The organism is Rhodococcus sp. 320_ES (assembly GCF_059691855.1).
Window position 1 is genome coordinate 270,051 of the sequence record NZ_JCAWAG010000004.1, and the last position, 22,857, is coordinate 292,907.

At 68.2% G+C, this 22,857-nt stretch carries 2 protein-coding genes (1 of these 2 cut by a window edge); one reads left to right on the top strand and one right to left on the bottom strand.

Annotated features, from left to right (window positions below; genetic code table 11):
• A complete protein-coding gene (locus AC59JP_RS15750) occupies window positions 1–1,392 on the top strand; it encodes a wax ester/triacylglycerol synthase domain-containing protein (protein ID WP_497326741.1) in 1,392 nt (463 codons plus the stop codon).
• Here the strand turns inward: AC59JP_RS15750 and AC59JP_RS15755 are convergent.
• On the bottom strand, window positions 1,389–22,857 hold the 3' portion of the coding sequence (locus tag AC59JP_RS15755; protein WP_497326742.1) for a non-ribosomal peptide synthetase. The gene runs 4,898 nt beyond the window's last position; the window shows 21,469 of its 26,367 coding nt (coding positions 4,899–26,367); its start codon lies beyond the right edge, outside the window; it ends in the stop codon at window positions 1,389–1,391. The two genes, AC59JP_RS15750 and AC59JP_RS15755, sit on opposite strands and share 4 nt — an antisense overlap.

A 22,857-nucleotide genomic window follows, 5' to 3' on the forward strand; every position in this document is an offset into this window, starting at 1 on the left:
ATGATTCGCGGCGAACCGATGTCCCCACGAGATGCGCTGAACTTCTATTTCGAGTCCACGCACACGTCGGCACTGCTGGTGCACGCGTTCGTTCTCGATGCGCGAGACGTCCCCGGTGCGGTGCGCACCCGGGCCGACGCGTACGCCTACGCGAAGTCGGTGATGCACCTCGATCCGATCTTCACCAAACGCCTGCACCGCGTGCCGCTCGATCTCGACTTCCCCTATTGGGTGCACGATCCCGACGTCGACCTGACGCAGCACGTGTTCGTGCACACCCAGGCCGCGGGGGACACGATGGCGGTTCGGCGCACCATCGTCGACATCTCCCGCACCTTCTTCGACTTCGACGCACGCCCGGCGTGGGAACTTCATTTCCTCGTCGATCTGCACGGCATCGAGGGCGTTCCCGACGGTGGGTCGCTCTTCGTCATCAAGTTCCACCACAGCGCGATCGACGGTGTCGGCGCCTCCGACCTGGTCTCGCGCATGCTGGCCCCCGAGCCGGCGCAACCGTCGCCGCCGCGGCCCGAGGTTCCGGTTCCCGGTGTGGCGAAAGCACTTCGAGGCGTGCCGCGCGGCTTCGCCACCCTGGCCAAGACTGCCCTGACCGCCGCGCGCATGAAGCGCTCGGCAACCCAGCCCACCGGACCGCTGCCCATGAGTGCCGACTCGCACAGGAAGGGCCCGGCCACCCGGTTCAACGTCGACGTCGAACCCGACATGGTGTGGGACGTCGCGTGGTTCGATCTGGATCGAGTTCGCGAGATCAAGACCGCGGTGGACGGCGGAACCGTCAACGACGTGATGCTCACCGCCGTGTCGCTCGCCTACTCCGCGTATTTGGCCGAACGCGGAGAGACTCCGGCCGAATCTCTGCGTATGTCGATGCCCGTGAACACCCGCGCCATGAAGGACGCCACCACCGCGAATCAGCTCGCGATCATGGTGATGAGCATGCACACCGACATCGCCGATCCGGTGTCCCGACTACAGGCCATTCACGATTCGGCGCTCGTGGAGAAGGCGTACATCGCCGACGCGACCCTCGGTAGGAACAAGCAGCCACCGAACCCGCTCAACTCGCTGCCGTCCGTCCTGCTGCCTCCGATCAGCAAGACGCTGCGCGGGCCGTCCAAGAACGCGACGCAGGCCTTCGTCAACACGCTGATCAGCAACGTCACCTACGGTCGCGGTCCACTGCAGCTGGGCGGTGCCCCGGTCGTCGGCTGCCTCGGCGTTCTCCCCACCGTGCGCGGGGTGCACCTGGCGCACTCCATCCGTTCCGTCGGCAGTTCCATCTCGATTTCGGTGGCGTCCAATCGTTCGGTCATGCCGGACATCGAGCACTACATGGACCTGCTCCGCGCCGCGATGGACAGTCTCGCCTAGGAGCCGTCCTCCAGCCGTCCACCCAGGATCGGCCCGATCACCGTCAGTGACGACTCGCTCGTCATGTTCCAGTGCGAGGACTCGATCCGGTGCGGCTCGACCGTGCCGGTCACATGCGACTCCCAGCCCTGCGCGAAGGTCGCCGACGTCTCGTCGCTGGATGCGAAGAACAGTAGGTCCCCGTCGAACACCCCGGGCACGTGCTGGTGCAACAACTCGTTGTTGTGCACGGCGGTGACCAGCATTCGGCGCACGCCGGCTTCGTCGATGACGTCCGAGATCCCCGGGATGCCCGCGATGAACGCCGCGGTCTCCTCGACGGACCCCAGTTCGGCCGCGGGCACGTCGTCCGCAGCGGTCCCGAGAGCGCCGAACAGATCGAGCAGTGACACCGGCGGCGCCTCCGACTCGTCGATGTCCTCGACGCCGCCGGCTGCGCTGTCGAGCATGGCCAACAGTTCCACCTGCTCGCCCTCGGACTGGAGAACCGTCGCGATGGCGTGCGCGACGGTGCCGCCCAGCGACCATCCGATCAACCGGTAGGGACCGGACGGCTGAACCCGTCGGATCTCCTGCAGGTACTTCCGGGCCAGATCGTCGATCGACTCGGCGAGCGGCTCGTCGCGCGTCAGGGCCGGCGACTGAATCCCGTAAAGCGGGACGTCCGCGGGCAGGTACGTGGCCAGCCCCGCGAAGCTGATTGCGATACCGACCAGTGGGTGCACGGCGAACACCGGCGTCGCGGACCCCGCCGCACGTAGCGGAAGGACGACGTCGAGAGCGCTGGGCTCGTCCTCCGAGTCCACTCCCCGATCGATGCGAGCGGCGAGCTCACGTGCGGTCGGGTAGGCGAAAAGCCATGGCAGGCGCACAGATTCGGCCGGCAGACCGTGCGTCTTCACCAGCAGGTTGACGACCTCGGTGGCCACGAGCGACGTGCCCCCGAGTTCGAAGAAGTTCTCCTGCACTCCCACCGCGTCGAATCCGAGTGCGGTGGCGTAGGCCGAGACCACCACGGCTTCGGTGTCGGTCTCCGGCGGATCGATCTGCCGATTCAGGTCGATCTCCGGCTCGGGGAGAGCGTTGCGGTCGAGTTTGCCGCTCGTTCCGAGCGGAAGAGCATCGAGAACGACGATCGACGCCGGCACCATGTACTCCGGCAGTGCGTCGGCGACGGCGCCTCGCAGCCGATCGACGTCGACCGAGTCTCCCGGTTCGGGGACGACGTACCCGACGAGTCGCGCACCGTTCGCCGTGGGTACCACCGCAGCGGCGACGACGCCGGGTGCAGCGGCGAGAACCGATTCGATCTCGCCGAGTTCGATGCGGAACCCGCGGATCTTCACCTGATCGTCCGCACGACCGATGAAATCGATTTCGAGATCCTCGGTCCAGCGCACGGCGTCACCGGTCAGATACATCCGCGCTCCCGGCGGGCCGAAGGGCGACGCCACGAACCGCACGGCGGTCAGGCCGGGGCGACCGCGGTAACCGTCGGCCAGCTGCGCTCCGCTCAGATAGAGCTCGCCCTGCACACGGTCCGGAACAGGTACCAGCCGGCTGTCCAGGACGTACGTTGCGACGCCGCGTTGCGCGCGCCCGATCGGGACCGAGCGAGACTCGGCGTCGGCGTGCACGCGGTGCGCGGTCACGGTGACCGCAGCCTCGGTGGGTCCGTAGAGGTTGTCGACGGCCGCGGAACTCACTGTGCCGAAGGCCTCCACCGTGTCACGAGGAAGCGCTTCGCCCGCCACCAGTACGTGTCGCACCGTGTCGAGTTGCGACGGGTTCGCGGTGGTGGCGAAGACCTTCATCATCGACGGCACGAAGACCAGGACGCTGACGGCGTACCGCTGGGTCAGCGCCGCCAGGTACGCGGGATCGCGGTGCCCGGTCACGGACGCGACGACAACGCGAGCTCCGACGGTCAGAGGCCACCAGACCTCCCACACAGAGACGTCGAACGTCACGGGTGTCCGCAGGATCATCGCGTCCGATTGCCCGAGTCGGTACTGCTCCTGCATGTTCTCGATGTGCCGCACCACGGCGCGGTGCGGCACCGCGACACCCTTCGGCCGTCCGGTCGAGCCGGATGTGTACAGCACGTAGGCGAGGTTGGACGGTCGCAGCGGGTGGGTGCGGTCGTCGTCGGTGATCGGCTCGTCGGAGAACGGGTCGAGATCGACCGTGTCGACAGCGATGACGGGCGCATCGACCTCGGGCAGACTCAGTCCGTCGAGAGTCAGGACGAGAGTCGGATTCGCGTCCCGTAGTACGTACTCGATTCGGTCGTCCGGGTGTGCGAGGTCGATGGGCACGAACGCGGCACCGGCCGTCACGACGGCGTGCACGGTCATGACCATCTCGGCGGATCGCGGAATCGCCACGGCCACCAGGTCACCGGTGTTCACGCCGTTCGCGATCAGGAACCGGGCCAGACGACGGACGTACGTGTCGTATTCACGCCGGGTGACGCGCGAGCCCGGGGCGTAGCGGCCGTACTGGTCGTCGCCGGGCGCGAGCACCGGGACGATCAGCGCGATCGAATCGTCGGGGTAGGAACCGGAGAGCAGGTCGGGCAACGTTCCGGCTTCGGGCAGCTGCTCCGGAGTGCGAACGAGCGCGGCGCGTTCGTCGTCGAACAGGACGCCGATGTCGCGGATGCGCATCGTCGGATCCGCAGCAACCGCGTCCAGCACGCCGAGGAACCGATCGGCGATGCGATCGACAGTGTCTCGATCGAACAGCGCGGCGGAGTAGCGCAGGTTCGCGGCCAGCTCGGCGTTGTCGGCGTTGTCCGTGGTGACCGCGCCGCCGATGATGAGCTGCAGGTCGTAGCGGGCTGCAGCGAGGTCGACGTCGAAGCCCGAGATCTCGATGCCGGGCAGCGAGAACGACATCGCTCCGAGGTTCTGGAACGCCAGGCTGACCTGATACAACGGCGCGTGCCGAGTCGGTCGAGCCGGCAGTACGGCGTCGATCACCTGATCGTGCGACACGTCGACGTTCGCGAACGCCTCGAGATCGGTGTCGTGTGCGTGCGCCAGAAGGTCGGCGAACGTGGCGTCCGGATCGACCTGCAGACGAAGCGCCAACATGCCCGCGAACATGCCGACGATGCGATCGACACCGTCCTCACCGCGACCGGCCGCGGGGGTTCCGATCACGATGTCCTGGCCGCCGCTGAGCTTGGCGAGCAGCACTGCGAGTGCAGCGTGCACGACCATGAATTGTGTTGCGCCGTGGCGTTGTCCGACATCCTGCAAGTTCGTGGCCAGCGACGCCGGAATGGTGAACTCGACGACGCCTGCCTCGACCGACTGATTCTCCCGCCGCGGGCGGTCGTGCGGCAGCTCGATCGGAGCGCTGACACCGGCGAGCTGAGTGCGCCAGTAGTCGAGTTGCTTCGCGACGATCGAGTTCTCGTCGTCGGCGCTGCCGAAGACTGCTCGCTGCCATACGACGAAGTCGGCGTACCGCAGTTCGACGGGTGCCCACTGCGGCTCCATGCCGTGGGTGCGCGAAATGTACGCCACCATCAGGTCTTCCGCGAGAATCCCCAGAGACGCACCGTCGATCGACACGTGCTGCACCGACATGGCGAACACCCACTGGTCGGCGGTGTCGGTCAGCCGGAACAGGGCAACTCTCGTCGGCGGAGCGACCGTGACGTCGAATCCGCCTCCGACGTACTCGGTGACGACGTCGGTGGCGTCGGCGGTCGTGGTCTCGCGCAGGTCGAGGGTCGGGACGACGTCCGACACGGGCACCACGACCTGGTACGGCTCGTGCTCACCCATGGGGTAGACGGTCCGCAGAACTTCGTGCCGGCCGACGACATCCTTCACCGCGGCGCCGAGCGCATCCACGTCGACCTCGCCGCGCATGCGGATGGCCAGCGGGATGTTGTAGAACCGCGAGTTGGTGTCACGCTGGTTGAACGTCCAGAAGCGCTCCTGGGCCATCGACAGCGGAACCCGATCCGGCAGCTCCTGGCGCACGAGCGGGGGCCGCTCGACGGACTTCTCCGCCACCTCGGCTCGCTGAGCGAGCTGAGCCGGAGTGGGTGCGACGAAGATGTCACGCAGCGGAATGCGCACCGACAGTTCGGCATTGACCCGCGCGATCACCTGCGTGGCCGACAACGAGTTGCCGCCGAAAGCGAAGAAGTTGTCGTCGACGCCGACTCGTTCGACTCCGAGGACCGCGGCGAACGCGCCGGCCACGATCTCTTCCACCGGCGTCGAGGGAGCGCGATACTGCGCACCCGCCGCGCCGACGAGATCGACTGCCGGCAGCGCGCGACGATCGAGCTTGCCGTTGGCGTTGAGCGGCAGCACGTCGAGCGCCACGACGGTGGACGGGACCATGTAGGCAGGCACGTGTTCCGCTGCGGTGCGCAGAATCGCGTCGGTGTCGAGTTCGACGCTGTCCTCGAGGACCACGTAGCCGACCAGCATGTCGTTCGTCACCGCAGCCGCGGCGGCCGCGACCGACGGCGACGCGGACAGTGCGGCGGCCACCTCGCCGAGTTCGATGCGGAATCCGCGCACCTTGACCTGATCGTCGAGTCGGGTCACGAACTCGAGCTCACCGTCCGTGGTCCAGCGCACGCTGTCACCGGTGCGGTACAGACGGTCGCCGGTGCTGTACGGATCGGCGACGAACCGTTCGGCGCTGAGCGCGCTGCGTCCGAAGTAGCCGTGCGCCAACTGAATTCCGCCAAGATAGAGCTCACCCGGGACGCCCGGAGGCACCGGCCGCAGCCGCTCGTCGAGTACGTAGACCCGAACGTTGGATTCGGGAGTACCGATCGCCACCGGTCCGGATCCGCCGCTCGACACTCGGTGTGCCGTCACCGACACCGCAGCTTCGGTGGGCCCGTAAAGGTTCCACACCGGTGCGTCGGACACACGCTCGAACGCGGTGACGGCGTCGCGCGGGAGCGCCTCACCGATGCACAGCACCAGGCGCAGGGAGGCGACGTCGTCTTCCGTTGCCACCGAGGCGAACACGGACAGGAGCGACGGAACGAAGTCCGCGACCGTCACGCCGCGTTCGCGGGTCAGCCGTGCGAGGTACTCGGGATCGCCGTGACCCTCCGCGCTCGCGAGCACGAGTCGTGCACCTGCGGTCAGCGGCCACCACAGTTCCCACACCGACAGGTCGAACGTCGCCGATGTCTTGAGGATCATCGCGTCCTGTTTTGCCGAACTGCCGTTCGCCAGTGCGAATCGGCTTTGCATCCACCACATCTGGTTCGCGACGGCGCGATGCGGAACGGCGACACCCTTGGGCCGACCCGTCGATCCGGACGTGTAGATGATGTACGCGATGTCGTCCGGTCGAGGCTGCCGGGCAGGCGTAGCAGTCGACGCGTCGGACAGGTCCGACAAGTCGCGCACCCGGACCTCGGTGTCGACCGACAGCGGTTCTCCCGCAGTCAGAACCAACGTCGGCTGCGCGCTGCCGAGCACGTACTCGGTGCGCTCGGCCGGGTGGTCGAGATCGATCGGAAGGTACGCGGCACCGGACTTCACGACGGCGTACAGGGCCACCATCAGATCGACCGAGCGCCGAATGGCCACGCCTACAACGTCGCCCACCGCAACGCCGTCGTCGATCAACGCACCGGCGAGGGCCGAGACCCGGGCGTCGAAGTCCGCGTAGGTGATCTCGCCGCCGTCGGCGTCGACGAGTGCGATTGCATCGGCATTCGCGGACACCGCGTCGTCGAACATCTCGACGAGCGTCGAGGGGGCACCCGCCACCGACGTGTCGTTGCGCGTGGCGACGAGGAGTTCACGTTCGCGTGCGGACAGCAGATCGACGTCGCCGACGGCGGTCTCCGGGTCCGTCACCACGGCGGTCAGCAGCCTGGTGAAGCGGCCGACGATCGACGTCACCGTCGCTTCGTCGAACAGTGCGGTCGAGTAGGTGACAACGCAGTCGAGAGCGCCTTGCTGATCGGCCCCGACGATGAGATGCAGGTCGTACTGCGACGTTCCGGGATCGACGTCCAGATCGGTGACGCTGAGCCCGGGCAGCTCGAACGAGGTCGATTCGAGGTTCTGGAACGAGAACCCGACCTGCGCGATGGCCGAGTAGGCAGTGGAGCGAGGCGGATCGACCGCTTCGACGACCTGCTCGAAGGGGACGTCCGAGTGCGCGAACGCGTCGAGGTCCACCGAACGCGCCTGCGCGACGAGCTCGCCGAATGTCAGTGCCGGATCGATGTCGAGCCGGAGGGCGAGTGTGCCCGCGAACTGACCCACCAGCGGATCGAGCTCCGGCTCACCGCGACCCGCGATGGGTGTCGCCACCACGATGTCGCGGGTGGCGCCGAGGCCGGCGAGCAGCGTGGAGAACGCCGCATGGATCACCATGAACTGGGTCGCCGAGCGCGGTGCGCCCACCGCTGTCGCGGCCCGCGCCACGGACTCGGGAATCGTGAACTTCACGTTGGCGCCGGTCATCGACTGCACGTCGGCGCGCGGTCGATCGAACGGCAGGTCCAGTGGTCCGTCGAGCCCGGCGAGTGTGCTCTTCCAGTAGTCGAGTTGGCGCGCGAGCAGGGACTCGCTGTCGGACGCGTCGCCGAGAAGGCGGCGCTGCCAGATCGCGAAATCGGCGTACTGCACCGTCAGCGGGGTCCACACGGGAGCGTTGCCGGCCGTGCGGGAGGTGTAGGCGGTCATGACGTCGCGCGCCAACGGCGCCAACGAGAAGCCGTCCGCCGACACGTGATGCACGACCATCATGAGAACGTGCTCGGTGGGTGACTGGCGCAGCAACCTGACTCGCAGCGGCACCGCCTCGGTGACGTCGAATCCCCGTGCCGCCGCGGCGAACAGGGTTCCCACGACCTTCTCGGGCTCGACGTCGTCGACGGTGACCGCGAGAGGAACGTCGGATCCCTTCAGGATCAGCTGATGTGGGATGCCGTCGACGGTGGGATACATCGTGCGCAGCGTCTCGTGCCGATCGACCACGTCGGCGATGGCCGTCGTCAGCGCCTCGACATCGAGGTCGCCGGTGAGACGGATACCCAGCGGCATGTTGTACGCCGCCGACGAGGTGTCGAATTGGTTGAGGAACCACATTCTCTGCTGTGCGAGCGAGAGCGGAATGTGCGCGGGGCGATCCTGCGGAACCAGCGGCGGCCGGTTGTCGCCGTCGGCGTTCTCGGCGCGAGCGGCCAGCTCCTTGACCGTCGGGGCCTCGAAGATCGCACGGATCCCCACCCGTGCGGACAGTCGTGAATTGACCCGCGCGACAACCTGAGTCGCCGAGAGCGAGTTACCGCCCAGTGCGAAGAAGTCGTCGTCGACGCCGACCCGTTCCATGCCGAGCACAGAGGCGAACGCGTCCGCGACGATTTCTTCCACCGGAGTCGACGGTGCGCGGTACTCGCGGGCCGATTCGAATCCGACGCTCGGCAGGGCGCGGCGGTCGAGCTTCCCGTTCACGCTGAGCGGGAGCTCGTCCAGGATCACGATGCGCGAGGGCACCATGTACGAGGGCAGACGGGTGCCGGCGAAGTCTCGGACGGCGTCGACGTCGACGGTCGAATCCGGTTCCGGGACAACGTAGCCGACGAGCATCTCGCCGCCGACCGACGACGAGACAGCAGCTGCTGCCGATGCGACGGACTCGTGTGCGGCGAGAACGGACTCGATTTCACCGAGCTCGATTCGGAAACCGCGCACCTTGACCTGGGTGTCGGTGCGGTCGAGGAACACCAACTCGCCGTTCGCGTTCCACCGCACCGCGTCACCGCTTCGGTACAGACGCGCACCGGGGACGGCGGAGAACGGATCGGCCACGAAGCGTTCGGCAGTCAAGCCGCCGCGCCCGAAGTAGCCGCGCGCCAACTGTTCTCCCCCGATGTACAGCTCGCCGCCGACGCCGGCAGGGACCGGGTTCATGCTCTCGTCGAGCACGTAGACCCGGCTGTTCCACTCCGGAACGCCGATCGGGACCGGTCCGGCGCCGCCGCGCTCGGTGCGATGCGAGGTGACACTGACGGCCGCCTCGGTGGGTCCGTACAGGTTGAACACGGGAGCGTCCGAGACACGGGCGAACGAGTCGACGACGTCGCGCGGCAACGCCTCGCCGATGCACAGGACCGCGCGCAGCGACTGCAGATCGTCCCGCTCGGCGACGGAGACAAAAGCTCCGAGCAGCGACGGTACGAAGTCCGCGACGGTGACGTTCTGCTCGCGCGTGAGCTTCGCGAGGTACGCCGGGTCGCGGTTGCCCTCGGGGCTCGCGAGCACCAGGCGCGCACCCGCGGTGAGCGGCCACCACAGCTCCCACACCGACAGGTCGAACGTCGCCGGCGTCTTCTGGATCATCGAATCGTCTGCGGTGAGCGCGAATTCGCTCTGGATCCACGCCATCTGGTTGGCGACGGCGCGGTGCGGAACACCGACGCCCTTCGGCCGACCGGTCGAGCCGGACGTGTAGATGACGTACGCCAGGTTCTCCTCGCGGAGCGGTCCCGATCGGTCGTCGTCGGTGAGCGGAGCGTCGGAGTAGCCGCTCAGATCGAGGCCGCTGAGTTCCTCGGCGGTGAGCGTCAGCGCCGGCTTGGCGTCGTCCAGGACGTACTGCGTGCGTTCGGCCGGGTGGTCGAGATCGATGGGCAGGTAGGCGCCACCGGCGGTGACGACCGCGTACATCGCGACCATCATGTCGACCGAGCGCGGAAGGGCCAGCGCCACGAGGCTGTCGGTGCCGACTCCTCGGCTCACGAGGTGACGCGCGAGACGTGCCACGCGTGAACCGAATTCGGCGTAGGTCAGACTCTCGTCGCCGGACGTCAACGCGATCGTCTCGGGGTGCGCCGTAACCTGCTCGTCGAACATCGACGTCAGAGTCCGCGGGACGCCGACCCATTCGGTGGCGTTGCGCTCGGCGAGGATCGCGGTGCGCTCAGACGTGGACAGCATGTCGATCTGACGCACGGGTGTGGCCGGTTGCGCCGCAACGGTTTCGAGCACGCGCAGGAAACGCTCGACGAAGATCTCGGCCGTCGCCCGGTCGAACAGGGACGTGGCGTAGGTGAGCATCGCGATCTGACCGTGGCCGGCCTGCTCGCTGACGATGAGGTGCAGATCGAACTGCGAGACGTCGAAGTCGAAACCGACGTCGCCGACGGTGAGGTCGGGCAACTCGAACGACACCGGTGACAGGTTCTGGAACGAGAAGCCCACCTGGAACAGCGGGTGATACGCCGTGGAGCGCACCGGGTTCAGAGCTTCCACCAACTGTTCGAACGGGACGTCGGCGTTGCCGAAGGCGGCGAGGTCCACCGATCGAGCGGATTCCACCAGATCGGCGAAGGTCAGGTTCGGGTTCACGTCCAGGCGCAGAGCCAGCGTGTTCACGAACATGCCGACCATGTCGTCGAGTTCCTGCTCGCCGCGGCCCGCGATCGGTGTGCCGACCGCGATGTCGCGCGTGCCACCGAGCTTGGCCAGCAGCACGGCCCAGGCGGCGTGCATCGCCATGAACAGCGTCGCGCGGCGATCCTTGGCCAGGTCGGTCAGTGCGTCGGTGAGCTCGGGTGAGATCTCGAACCGGACGGACCCGCCCTGCAGCGACTGCACGGCCGGACGCGGACGGTCGGTCGGGAGCGTGAGCGCATCGCCGAGCCCGGCAAGTGTGCTGCGCCAGAACGACACCTGGCGACTGACGACGGACGACGGATCGTCCAGTGTGCCGAGCACGGTGCGCTGCCACAGCGCGAAATCGGCGTACTGGACGGGCAGCGGAGCCCACTGCGGGTTCTCTCCGCGAACGCGAGCGGTGTAGGCGACCATCACGTCGCGGGCCAGCGGTCCCTGCGAGAAGCCGTCGGCGGAGACGTGGTGGATGACGATGCCGAGCACGTGGTGGCTGCGGGAAGGCCGGAGGCCGGCCGGATCAGTCGGAGTGATCTCCAGGAGGAGACCGCGGACGGGCACCGCGGCGGTCACGTCGAATCCCTCGGAGACGAACCCGAACAGGCGCGCGGCGACACCTTCAGCCGCAACGGGTTCCACGGTCAGGTCGAGCGGGACGTCGCGGGCGGGGACGATGACCTGGTGCGGGCCGTCGTCGGTGGTCGGGTAGACGGTGCGCAGCGACTCGTGGCGTTCGAGGACGTCGCGCACGGCCAGTTCGAGCGCGGCCACGTCGAGCGTTCCTTCGAGCCGGACCGCGAGCGGAACGTTGTACGCCGGCGATGCGGTGTCGAACTGGTTGAGGAACCACATGCGTTGCTGCGCAAGCGACAGCGGGATGGTCTCGGGCCGCTCGACGGGAACGAGCGGTGCCCGCGGGCCGTCCTGCGTCGCCGATTCTGCGTGCGCGGCGAAGGCCGCGACGTTCGCGGACTCGAACATCTCGCGAATACCGATGCGCGTTCCCAGCCGGGCGTTGACGCGGGCGACGACCTGGGTGGCGGACAGCGAGTTGCCGCCGAGTTCGAAGAAGTCGTCGTCGATGCCGACGCGGTCGACACCGAGCACGGACGCGAACGCGTCGGCCACGATTTCCTCGACCGGCGTCGACGGCGCGCGGTACTCGCGCGCCGGGCCGAGATCGACGGACGGGAGCGCGCGCCGATCGAGCTTGCCGTTCGCGTTGAGCGGCAGCGCATCGAGCACGACGATGCGGGACGGGACCATGTACGCGGGGACCGACGCGCCGGCCTCGGCGCGGACGGTATCCACGTCGACGACCGAGTCAGCTTCCGCGACAACGTAACCGACGAGGAGTTCACCGCCCGCCGTCTTCACGACCGCAGCCGCTGCCGAGCCGACGCCGGTGGCGGCGGTCAGCGCAGCCTCGACCTCGCCGAGCTCGATGCGGAAGCCGCGGACCTTGACCTGCGAATCGGAGCGGTCGAGGTAGACCAGGTCGCCGTCGGAGTTCCAGCGAACGACGTCGCCGGTGCGGTACAAGCGTGCCCCGCTGTGGGTGTCGGACACAGGGAAGGGATTGGCCACGAAGCGTTCGGCGGTCAGCGCCGCGTTGCCGAAGTAACCACGCGCCAACTGGGTTCCGGCCAGGTACAGCTCGCCGGCGACACCGGCGGGTACGGGCCGCAACCGGGAATCGAGCACGTACACCTGAACGTTGGCCTCGGGAGCACCGATCGGCACCGGCCCGTGGGAGCCGAGCACCGTCTTGTGCGTCGTGACGGAGACGGCCGCCTCGGTGGGGCCGTAGAGGTTGAAGACCGGCGCATCGCAGACTCGGCCGAAAGCCTCGACGGTCTCGCGCGGAAGCGCCTCGCCGATGCAGAGGATCGCGCGCAGCGAGCCGAGGTCGCCGGGTTGCGCGACCGAGGTGAAGGCGCCGAGGAGCGACGGGACGAAGTCCGCGACGGTGATGTTCTGCTCGCGGGTGAGCTGCGCGAGATACGCGGGGTCACGGTTGCCCTCGGGCGTCGCGAGCACCAGCCGCGCTCCGGACGTGAGCGGCCACCACAGTTCCCACACCGACAGGTCGAACGTCGCCGGCGTCTTCTGGATCATCGAATCGTCTGCGGTGAGCGCGAATTCGCCCTGGATCCACGCCATCTGGTTGGCGACGGCACGATGCGGGAGGGCCACACCCTTGGGTCGACCGGTCGATCCGGACGTGTAGATGACGTACGCGAGGTCGTCGGCGAGGAGAGCGCGGGTGCGCTCGTCGTCGGTGACGGGATCGCCCGAGACACCCGAGAGATCGAGCGCGGCAAGGTAGTCGGCGTCGAGCACCAGCGACGGCTTTGCGTCACCCATGACGTACTCGGTGCGCTCGGCGGGGTGATCGAGGTCGATCGGCAGGTACGCCGCACCGGCGGTCACCACCGCGTACATCGCGACCATCAGATCGAACGAGCGCGCGATCTTCACCGCGGCGAGATCACCCGGACCGACGCCCGACGCGATGAGGTGGCGGGCGAGAGAGTTCACCCGTGATCCGAACTCGCCGTAGGTGAGGGACTCGTCGCCGAACACCAGGGCGGTCGTGTCCGGTGCCGCGGCCACGCGGGCGTCGACCATGTCGGTCAGGCGGGCCGGGAAGCCGGACACCGCAGTGTCGTTGCGTCCCTGCAGGATCGAGCGCCGCTCGTCGGAGTCGAGCACGTCGATGTCGCGAACGCGAGCCGACGGGTCGGCGACCACAGCGTCGACGACCCGCACGAAACGCTCCGCGAAGGTCTCCGCGGTCGACCGGTCGAACAGCGCCTCCGCGAACGTCAGAACACCCTGCATGGTTCCGGTATTCGCGTCTTCGCTGACGATCAGGTGCAGATCGAACTGCGACACAGCAGCTTCGATGCCGACGTCACCAATGGTGAGGTCGGGCAGCTCGAAGCTCACCGGAGCGAGGTTCTGGAACGAGAACCCGACCTGGAAGATCGGGTGGTAGGCCGTCGAGCGACGGGGATCGACCGCTTCGACGAGCTGCTCGAACGGAACGTCCGCGTGCCCGAACGCCGCGAGGTCCACGCTGCGCGCGGCGGCGACGAGATCACCGAACGTTGCGTCCGGGTCGACGTCGAGGCGCAATGCCAAGGTGTTGACGAACATGCCGACGAGGTCGTCCAGTTCCTGCTCGCCGCGACCGGCGATCGGTGTGCCGACGGCGATGTCGCGCTGGTTGGCGAGCGTCGCGAGCAGTACCGCGAATGCGGCGTGCACGGACATGAAGAGAGTCCCCTGGCGCGAGGCGGCGATCGACGCCAGTCCGGCGGTCTGCTCCGTGTCCAGCGAGAACCGTACCGACCCGCCGAGCAGCGACTGGACCGCCGGACGCGGGCGGTCCATCGGCAGCTCGAGGGCGTCGTCGAGCCCGGCGAGCTGGTTCTTCCAGAACGCGATCTGCTTGGAGGTCAACGACTCCGGGTCGGTGTCGTCGCCGAGGACCTTGCGCTGCCAGAGAGCGAAGTCCGCGTACTGCACCGGCAGCGGCGACCACGAGGGCACCTCGCCGCGGACCTCCGCCGTGTAGGCGACCATGACGTCGCGCGCCAGGGGTCCGAGGGAGAATCCGTCGGCGGAGATGTGGTGGACGACGATGGCGAGCACGTGCGCTTGATCGGAGACCCGAAGCAACATGCCCCGTACCGGGACTCCGGCGGTCACGTCGAACCCGCCGGCGATGAACGCGAACAGGCGGTTCTTCAGATCCTCCTCGCTCACCTCCTCCGCGGTGAGATCGAGCGGAACGTCCGACGGCGACAGGATCACCTGGTGCGGGCCGTCTTCCGAGCCGGGGTAGACGGTACGCAGTGTTTCGTGGCGGGCGAGGACGTCCACGACGGCGCGTTCGAGCGCGGCGACGTCGAGTCGTCCGTCCAGGCGCACGGCGAGAGGAATGTTGTACGCCGGCGAGCTGGTGTCGAACTGGTTCAGGAACCACATGCGTCGCTGCGCCAGCGACAGCGGCAGCGGATCCGGCCGCTCCCCCGCGACGAGTGGCAGGCGATGACCCGAACCACCCGAGACTGCCCGTGCCGCAAGCTCACCCACGGTGTTGGCGTCGAAGATGTCGCGCACACCGAGGTGCGCGTCGAGGGCCGCGTTGATGCGGGCGACGGCCTGCGTGGCCATCAGCGAGTTGCCGCCGAGGTCGAAGAAGGAGTCGTCGACTCCGACACGCTCGACCCCGAGCAGCTCGGCGAACACCTCGGCGACCGCGTGGTCCTCGGGCGTCTCCGGTGCGCGGTACTGCGCCTGACGGCGAAGCAGCGTCGGCTCCGGCAGCGCTCGACGATCGAGCTTGCCGACAGGGTTCAGCGGGATCGCGGCGATCGGCATGAGGACCGCGGGAACCATGTGCGCGGGCAACACCTCTCGCACCGCCGCGTGGACCGCGGCGACGTCGAGCTCGACGTCGTCGCGGGGCACCACGTACGACACGAGATCGGTCACGCCGTTCGACGACGTGTGCCCGACGGTGACCGCGAAGTCTACGTCCGGGTGAGCCGAGAGTGCGCCGTCGATCTCGCCGAGTTCGATGCGCTGGCCGCGAATCTTGACCTGGAAGTCGCTGCGGCCGACGTATTCGATGGTTCCGGCGTCGGTCCACCGCACCACGTCGCCGGTTCGGTAGAGGCGAGAACCGTTGCTGTCGAACGGGTTCGCAACGAAGCGCTCGGCGGTGAGGGCGTGGCGGTCGTGGTAGCCGCGGGCCACACCGACCCCACCCGCGTACAGCTCACCTGCGACGCCGACCGGAACCGGGCTCATGCGCGAATCCAGAACGTACAGCGACGTACCGGTACTCGGACCACCGATGGTGACCGGATCGCCCGCATGCAGCGGGTCGCTCACCGAGATCATGACCGTGCACTCGGCGGGGCCGTACCCGTTGATCACGGTGACACCGGCCGACCAGGTGGCCATCAGCTCCGGCGGCAACGCTTCACCGACGGACATGACGACGCGCAGAGTCGACACGTCCGCCGGATCCATCGACGCGAGCGCAGACGGCGTGATGACCACGTGCGTCACGGCCTCGGTCGTGATGAACCGGGCGAGGTCCGGTCCGCCGTAGAAACCGGCGGGGGCCGGAACCAGCGGCGCCGCAGACCCGGCCGCGATGAGGATCTCGAAGATGGCGGCGTCGAAGCTGGTCGACGCCACGGCCAGCACGCGAGAGTCGGCGTCGACTCCGAACGCCTGCAGCTGGGCGTCGACGAGGTTCGCCAGTCCGCGGTTCGGGACGACGACACCCTTGGGGCGTCCGGTCGAGCCCGAGGTGTAGATCATGTACGCGGGATGATCGAGCGACAGCGGCGCCAGGCGGTCCGCGTCGGTGACCGGTGTGTCGTCGAAAGCGTCGACCGCAGAATCGAACTCGGCATCACCGATCGAGAACCACTCGATCTCACCGGCGACAGACGCGGCGTCGCCGACGGTCGTCAGGCCCAGGGTCGCCCCGGAGTCCTGAACCATGTACTCGATGCGGTCGCTCGGGTGGTTGGGGTCGATCGGCACGAAGTAGGCGCCGGACTTCGCGACGGCCCACACCGTCAGGACGAACTCGGGCGAGCGCGGGACCGCCACGGCCACAACGGTGTCCGGGCCGGCGCCGCGCGAGACGAGCCAGCGGGCCAACTTCGACGACCGCGCGTCCAGCTCGCGGTAGGTCCACGACAGCTCGCCCTGGCGCACGGCGTCGCCGTCCGGATTCTGCGCGAACGCGTGCTCGAAGACCTGAGCCAGGGTCTGCGGCGGCAGGGCAGCCCGACCGCGGCGGCTGAGCAGATCCTCACGCTCGGCAGGCAGAAGGGTGTCGACGGCCGCGACACGAGCAGACGAGTTCGACGCGAATGCAGCGAACACTGCTTGCAGTCGCCGACCCAGTTCGGTCATGTAGTCGTCGGTGAACAGCTCGCGCAGATACCGCAACGTCATGCGAATCTGCTTGTCCGCGAACGTGACCACCGAGATCGGGTAGTGCGTGGCGTCGAGAACCTGCGCGCCGGTGACCGACATGCCGTCGATGGACGCAGCTGCCTTCAGCCCCTCCTCGTCGACGGGGTAGGACTCGAGCACGGTGATCGTGTCGAACACCGCGCCCGGGCCGACGGCGGTCGTGATGTCCGCCAATCCGAGGTAGTGGTGGTCGAGGAGCGCGTTCTGCTCGGTCTGGATGCGCCGGAGGAACGTCTCGATGTCGGACGCTTCGTCGATCGCGATGCGCACGGGCAGGGTGTTGATGAAGAGACCGACCATGGACTCGACGCCGTCGAGATCGGCGGGCCGACCGGAGACGGTGCCGCCGAAGGTGACGTCGTCGCGGCCGAGCGAGCGTGCCAGCAGCAGGCCCCACGCCGCCTGGACGATGGTGTTGAGCGTGACGCCCAGTCGGGATCCGAGTTCGGTCAGTTCGGTGGTGATCTGCTCGTCGAGTTCGACCTCGATGCGACCGGTGTCGCCCGACACCGACGCGGTGTCCGCGACGCCGGACAGCAGTGTGGGCGTTTCGGTTCCGGCGAACGCGGTGGTCCACGCCTTCGTCGACACTGCGCGGTCGCGGCGCGAGAGCCATTCGAGGAACGTGCGGTACGACTGCACCCGCGGCAGGATCGACGCGTCGCCACGGGTGGCGTACAGGGTCAGCAGATCCTTGATCATGAGCGGCATCGACCAGCCGTCGATCACGATGTGGTGAGCCATGAGCGAGAGGGTGTAGCCGCTCTCGCCGGTGCGAATCATGCGGAACCGCACCAGCGGAGCCTGATTCATCGCGAAGGGGCGGGCCCGCTCGTCCGCGAGTTCCGTAGCCAGCTCGTCGGCGGTCTTGTCGGTGAAGTCGAGATCGGTCCACGGCACGTCGACCCGGCTCGGAACCAGCTGCACCGCAGTGCCGTCGACGGTGGTCGTGAACGAGGTGCGAAGCCCGTCGTAGCGCTCCATGAGGGACGCTGCCGCAGCGCGGAATCGGTCGATGTCGACCTCGCCCGCGAGCTCGAGAACGACCTGCATGACGTACACGTCGCCAGGAGTGGAGCCTGCGGAACGACCCGGCTCCCTGGCCGGTTGCATGGACGCGTGGAAGAGCAGACCCGATTGCAGCGGCGCCAGTGACCAGACGTCCTGCAAATCCGGAACGGCCGCCTCGAAGATCTCGATGTCCTTCTGCGACACCGGAACCAGCGGAACGTCGGACGGCGTGAGCCCGCCCGCGTCGCCGCTCTCGACGTGCCGAACCAGAGCCGTCAGAGCGTCGACCCAGTATCCGCCGAGCTCGGTGACCTCGTCGCTCGACAGAATCCCGCGCGGGAAAGCGAACGTCGCGGCGAATTCATCGTGCGATCCCGACCGGCCTCCGGCCTTCCCGCTGCCCACCACACTGGCGTTGATGTCGAGCACCGCGATCGCGGGCATGTCCGCATCGAGCGGAACGTCGGCGGTGGAGGTGATGTCGTCGGCGGGCAGCCACCCGATACCCTCCGCACCCTCCGGCAGGTCACCCGCCGACAGGCGGCCGAGGTAGTTGAAGCTGATCTGCCCGACCGACTGCCCGCGAAGGCTGCCGTCGAGGTAGCGGAGCATGCCGTAGCCCATACCGCGGTCCGGAATGCGCAGGAGCTGTTCCTTCACGGCTTTGATCGCGCGCCCGGCGGAACCGCCACCGGCGAAGGCGTCGTCGAGATCGACGTCGCCCAGATCGAGGAGCACCGGGAAGATGGAAGTGAACCAACCGACCGTTCGCGACAAGTCCGCACGCGAGCCTGTCGAAAGAATCTCTTCCTCGCGGCCATGACCCTCGAGGCGCATCAGCAGCGACGACAGTTCGGTGGCGCGTTCACGTCGGTACCGCGCCACGGCCAACGCCAGCGCGGTGAGCAGTCCGTCGTTGACGCCGCCGCGGAACGTCTGGGGAACGGTGGTGAGGACGGCGTCGGTCACGTCGGCGGGCACGGTGACGCGCACCTTGTCGATGGTGTCCTGCACGTCGATCGCCGGGTCGAGGGCCCGCGAGCCCAGCAGCGGGTCCGGCGCCGTGACAACGGAACGCCAGAACGGCAGTTCGGCCTTGCGAGTCTCGGTGGCGGCCTCGTCGACGAGTGCGTGTGCCCACGTCCGCATGGAGGTGCCGACCGCGGGGAGTTCCGGTGTCGCACCGGTCGATACCGCGAACCAGGCCTGAATCAGGTCGGGCACGATGATGCGCCACGACACACCGTCGACGGCGAGGTGGTGACCGGCGACGATCATGCGGCCCGCGACGCCCGAATCCGCGGGCGCGAGCCACACGAACTGCATCAATCGTCCCTCGGCAGTGGACAACCGGTCGAGCGCGGCATCGAGCGCCTGCGCCGCAACGGAATCGAAGTCGGTGCCGTCGACCTCGACGCGGGTGAGCAGATCTTCGGCCTGCACACTGCCGGCGGGACCGGTCTCCACGGTGAAGCCGGACTCGGCGTCACCGACGAGCCGTGCGCGCAGCATGTCGTGGCGGTCGAGGAGCGCCTGCAGGGTCGCGGTGACTCCGGCGTGATCGATCCCGACTGGGAGTTCGAGTGCGATGGTCTGCGAGAAGCGTTGGTACGCACCACCGCGCTGGGTCATGAAGTGCTCGACCGGCGTGAGCGGACGTGATCCGACTCCGCCGCCCGGCAGCTCGGCGAGCACCGCCGATGCGCTCTCCCCGAACGTGACCACGGAGGCGAGCGACGCGACGGTCCGGCGCTCGAAAACCTCGCGCGGTGTCAACGACAGCCCTGCAGCACGGGCGCGGGAGACCAACTGGATGGAGACGATGCTGTCGCCGCCGAGGGCGAAGAAGTCGTCGTCGGCACCTACGCGATCCACGCCGAGGACGTCGGCGAAGACGGCGGCCAGCGCCACCTCGATCTCGGACGACGGTGCGCGATAGGTGGATTCGTCGCTGCCGAACTCCGGAGCGGGAAGCGCGCGGCGGTCGACCTTGCCGGTGCTGCCGAGCGGAACGCTCTCCATCACGACGACGGCGGCGGGCACCATGTGCTTGGGCAGCGATTCGGCCGCGAAGTCCTTGATGTCGGAGTCGAGGAGCAAGGAGCCCTCGGCCAGAGTCACGTAGCTGACCAGCACCTTGGCGCCGGTGGCCAACTCGTGCGGAACGGTCAGGGAGAAACGGACCTCCGGGTTGGCGGCGATGACCGCGTCGATCTCACCCGGCTCGATGCGGAAGCCGCGGATCTTGATCTGCGAGTCGCCGCGCCCGACGTACTCGAGTTCGAGGTCGTCGGTCCACCGCACGACATCGCCGGTGCGGTACATCCGGGTGCCGGGCGCGCCGAACGGATCGGCGACGAAACGCTCGGACGACAACCCTCGACGCTCGTGATAGCCCAGCGCCACACCGGGTCCGGCGGTGTAGAGATCGCCGGGCACGCCGATGGGAACGGGGCGCAGGCGCGAGTCGAGCACGGCGGCGCGGCCACCCCGGATGGGGCCACCGAACGGCATGGGCCCACCCGGCACCATCGGCTTGCCGATGTGCGAAACGATCGTGGTTTCCGTGGGGCCGTAGACGTTCAGCATCCGCCTACCGACAGCGAATTTCGCGACGAGGTCTTGGCCGTAAGCTTCGCCGCCCACCGAGATGGTCTGCAGAGCATCGAGTCCCGCGGGATCGACCGACGCCAGCGCGGCCGGAGTGATGAAGGCGTGGGTGACCTCGTGCCGACGCAGGAACTGCGCGAGCTCCTCGCCGCCGAACACAGTGGTCGGCACGATGACCATCGTCGCGGCGGCGGGCACCGCGAGCAGTAGTTCGAGCAGCGACGCGTCGAAACTCGGTGAGGCGAAGTGCATCACGCGCGAGGACTGCTCGACGCGATACTCCTCGCGCTGCGAGACGCCGAGCTGGTTCAGACCGCGGTGCGAGAGCGTGACGCCCTTGGGCAGACCGGTCGAGCCGGAGGTGTAGATGATGTAGGCGCGGTCCGCGGGCGTGACCGGACGCAGCCGGTCGGCGTCGGTGATCGGGGCGTCGGACTCGGCCGCCATGATTTCGCGGCTCGCGTCGTCGTCGACCACGATCCAGTCGACCGACGACGGGAGAGACGACCGGTACGCGTGCGTGGTGAGGCCGACCTCGACACCGGAGTCGTTCACCATGTGGGCGATGCGGTCCGCGGGGTAGTTCGGGTCGATCGGAACGAACGCGGCGCCCGTCTTGGTCACGGCCCACATCAGGGCCACGGACTCCGCAGATCGTGGAACGGACAGCGCCACAGCGGAACCGGTGCCCATGCCGTGCGCGATCAGCACGCGCGCGAGGCGTGAGGTCAGGGCGTCGAGATCGCGGTACGTGACGGAACCGCCCTCGAACAGCGTTCCGCCTTCGAAGATCAGAGCTGTGCCGTCGGGGTTGGCCTGCGCGGCGCTCACCAGGATGTCGGCGAGGGTGAGTTCGTCGACGGGATCGCCGCCGAGGACGGGGCTGAGCCGCTTCTCCTCGGCCTCGTCCATCAGCGAGATGTCGCCGACGGGACGGTCCGGCGCGTCGATCACCGCGCGCAGGATGCGGTCGAGTCGCTCGCAGAACACCCGGACGGTGGGCTCGTCGAACAGATCGGTGGAGTAGGTGACCTCCACCGAGAACGCACCGTCCTCGGTCTCCGCCATCTCGAGCGACAGGTCGAACTTCGCGGCGTGCACGCCGGGGTCGTACCGCTCGACGGTGAGGTCGGCCAGCTCGAAGCGGGTGCGCTCGAGATTCTGGAACGCCAGTGCGACCTGGAAGAGCGGGTTGTGCGACGTCGAGCGTTCCGGCGCAAGCACTTCCACCAGCCGCTCGAACGGCACGTCGGCGTTGGCGAACGCGCCGAGGTCGACGGCCTTCGCCTCGGCCAGGAGCGCGAGGAAGGTGTCGCCGCCGCGCACAGGCGTGCGGAGCACGAGCGTGTTGACGAACATGCCGACGAGATCGTCGAGTGCCTCCTCGCCGCGGCCGGCGATGGGGGCACCGATGGCGATGTCGCTCGTTCCGCTGGTGCGGGCGAGCAGCACCGCGAGTGCGCTGTGCACGGCCATGAACAGCGTGGCGTCGTTGGCCCTGGCGAGGTCGTCCAAGCCGGTGCGCACCGAGGCGTCGATGACGTAGGTGAACGCGCTGCCGCCGCCGGTCGAGACCGCGGGGCGCGGGCGATCGGACGGCAGGTCGATCCGGTCCGGCAGATCGGCGAGTTGCGTGATCCAGTACTGCTCCTGCTTCGCCGCAAGCGATGTGGGATCGCTCTCGGATCCGAGCATCTCCCGCTGCCACACCGAGAAGTCCGCGTACTGGACGGCCAACGGCTGCCACTGCGGCTCCACACCGGCGATGCGCGAGGCGTAGGCGGTCATGACGTCGCGGGCGAGCGGCGACATCGAGAAGCCGTCGGCGCTCACGTGGTGCACGACGAAGGCCAGCACCGCGTCGTCCGGAGCCGTGCGCAGCAGGGCTCCACGCAGCGGAACCTGTTCCTGGACTTCGAAACCCTCGGTCACGAGCTCGATCACGCGGTCGCGCAGCGCATCCGGTGCCACGTCTTCGACGGTGAACTGGGAGGACACCGATTCGGCGGGCAGGATCACCTGGTACGGCGTTCCGTCGACCTGGGGGTAGACCGTGCGCAGCGACTCGTGGCGCTCGAGTACGTCGGTCACCGCGGCGCGCAGGACGGCGTCGTCGATGGCGCCGCCGAGACGAATGACCAGCGGGATGTTGTAGGCCGCGGACTCGGTGTCGAACTGGTTGACGAACCACATGCGCTGCTGCGCAAGCGAGAGCGGAATCCGCTCCGGACGGGTGACGGGCTCGAGCGCCGGCCGGGTCCGCCCCGACTGCGCCTTCTCGTCGATACGGGCCGACAGCGACGTCACCGTCGGCCGCTCGAACAGGTCGCGCACACCGACGCTGACCGACAACGCGTCGTTGATGCGCGCGACGGCACGCATACCGACGAGCGAGTTGCCGCCGAGTTCGAAGAAGGAA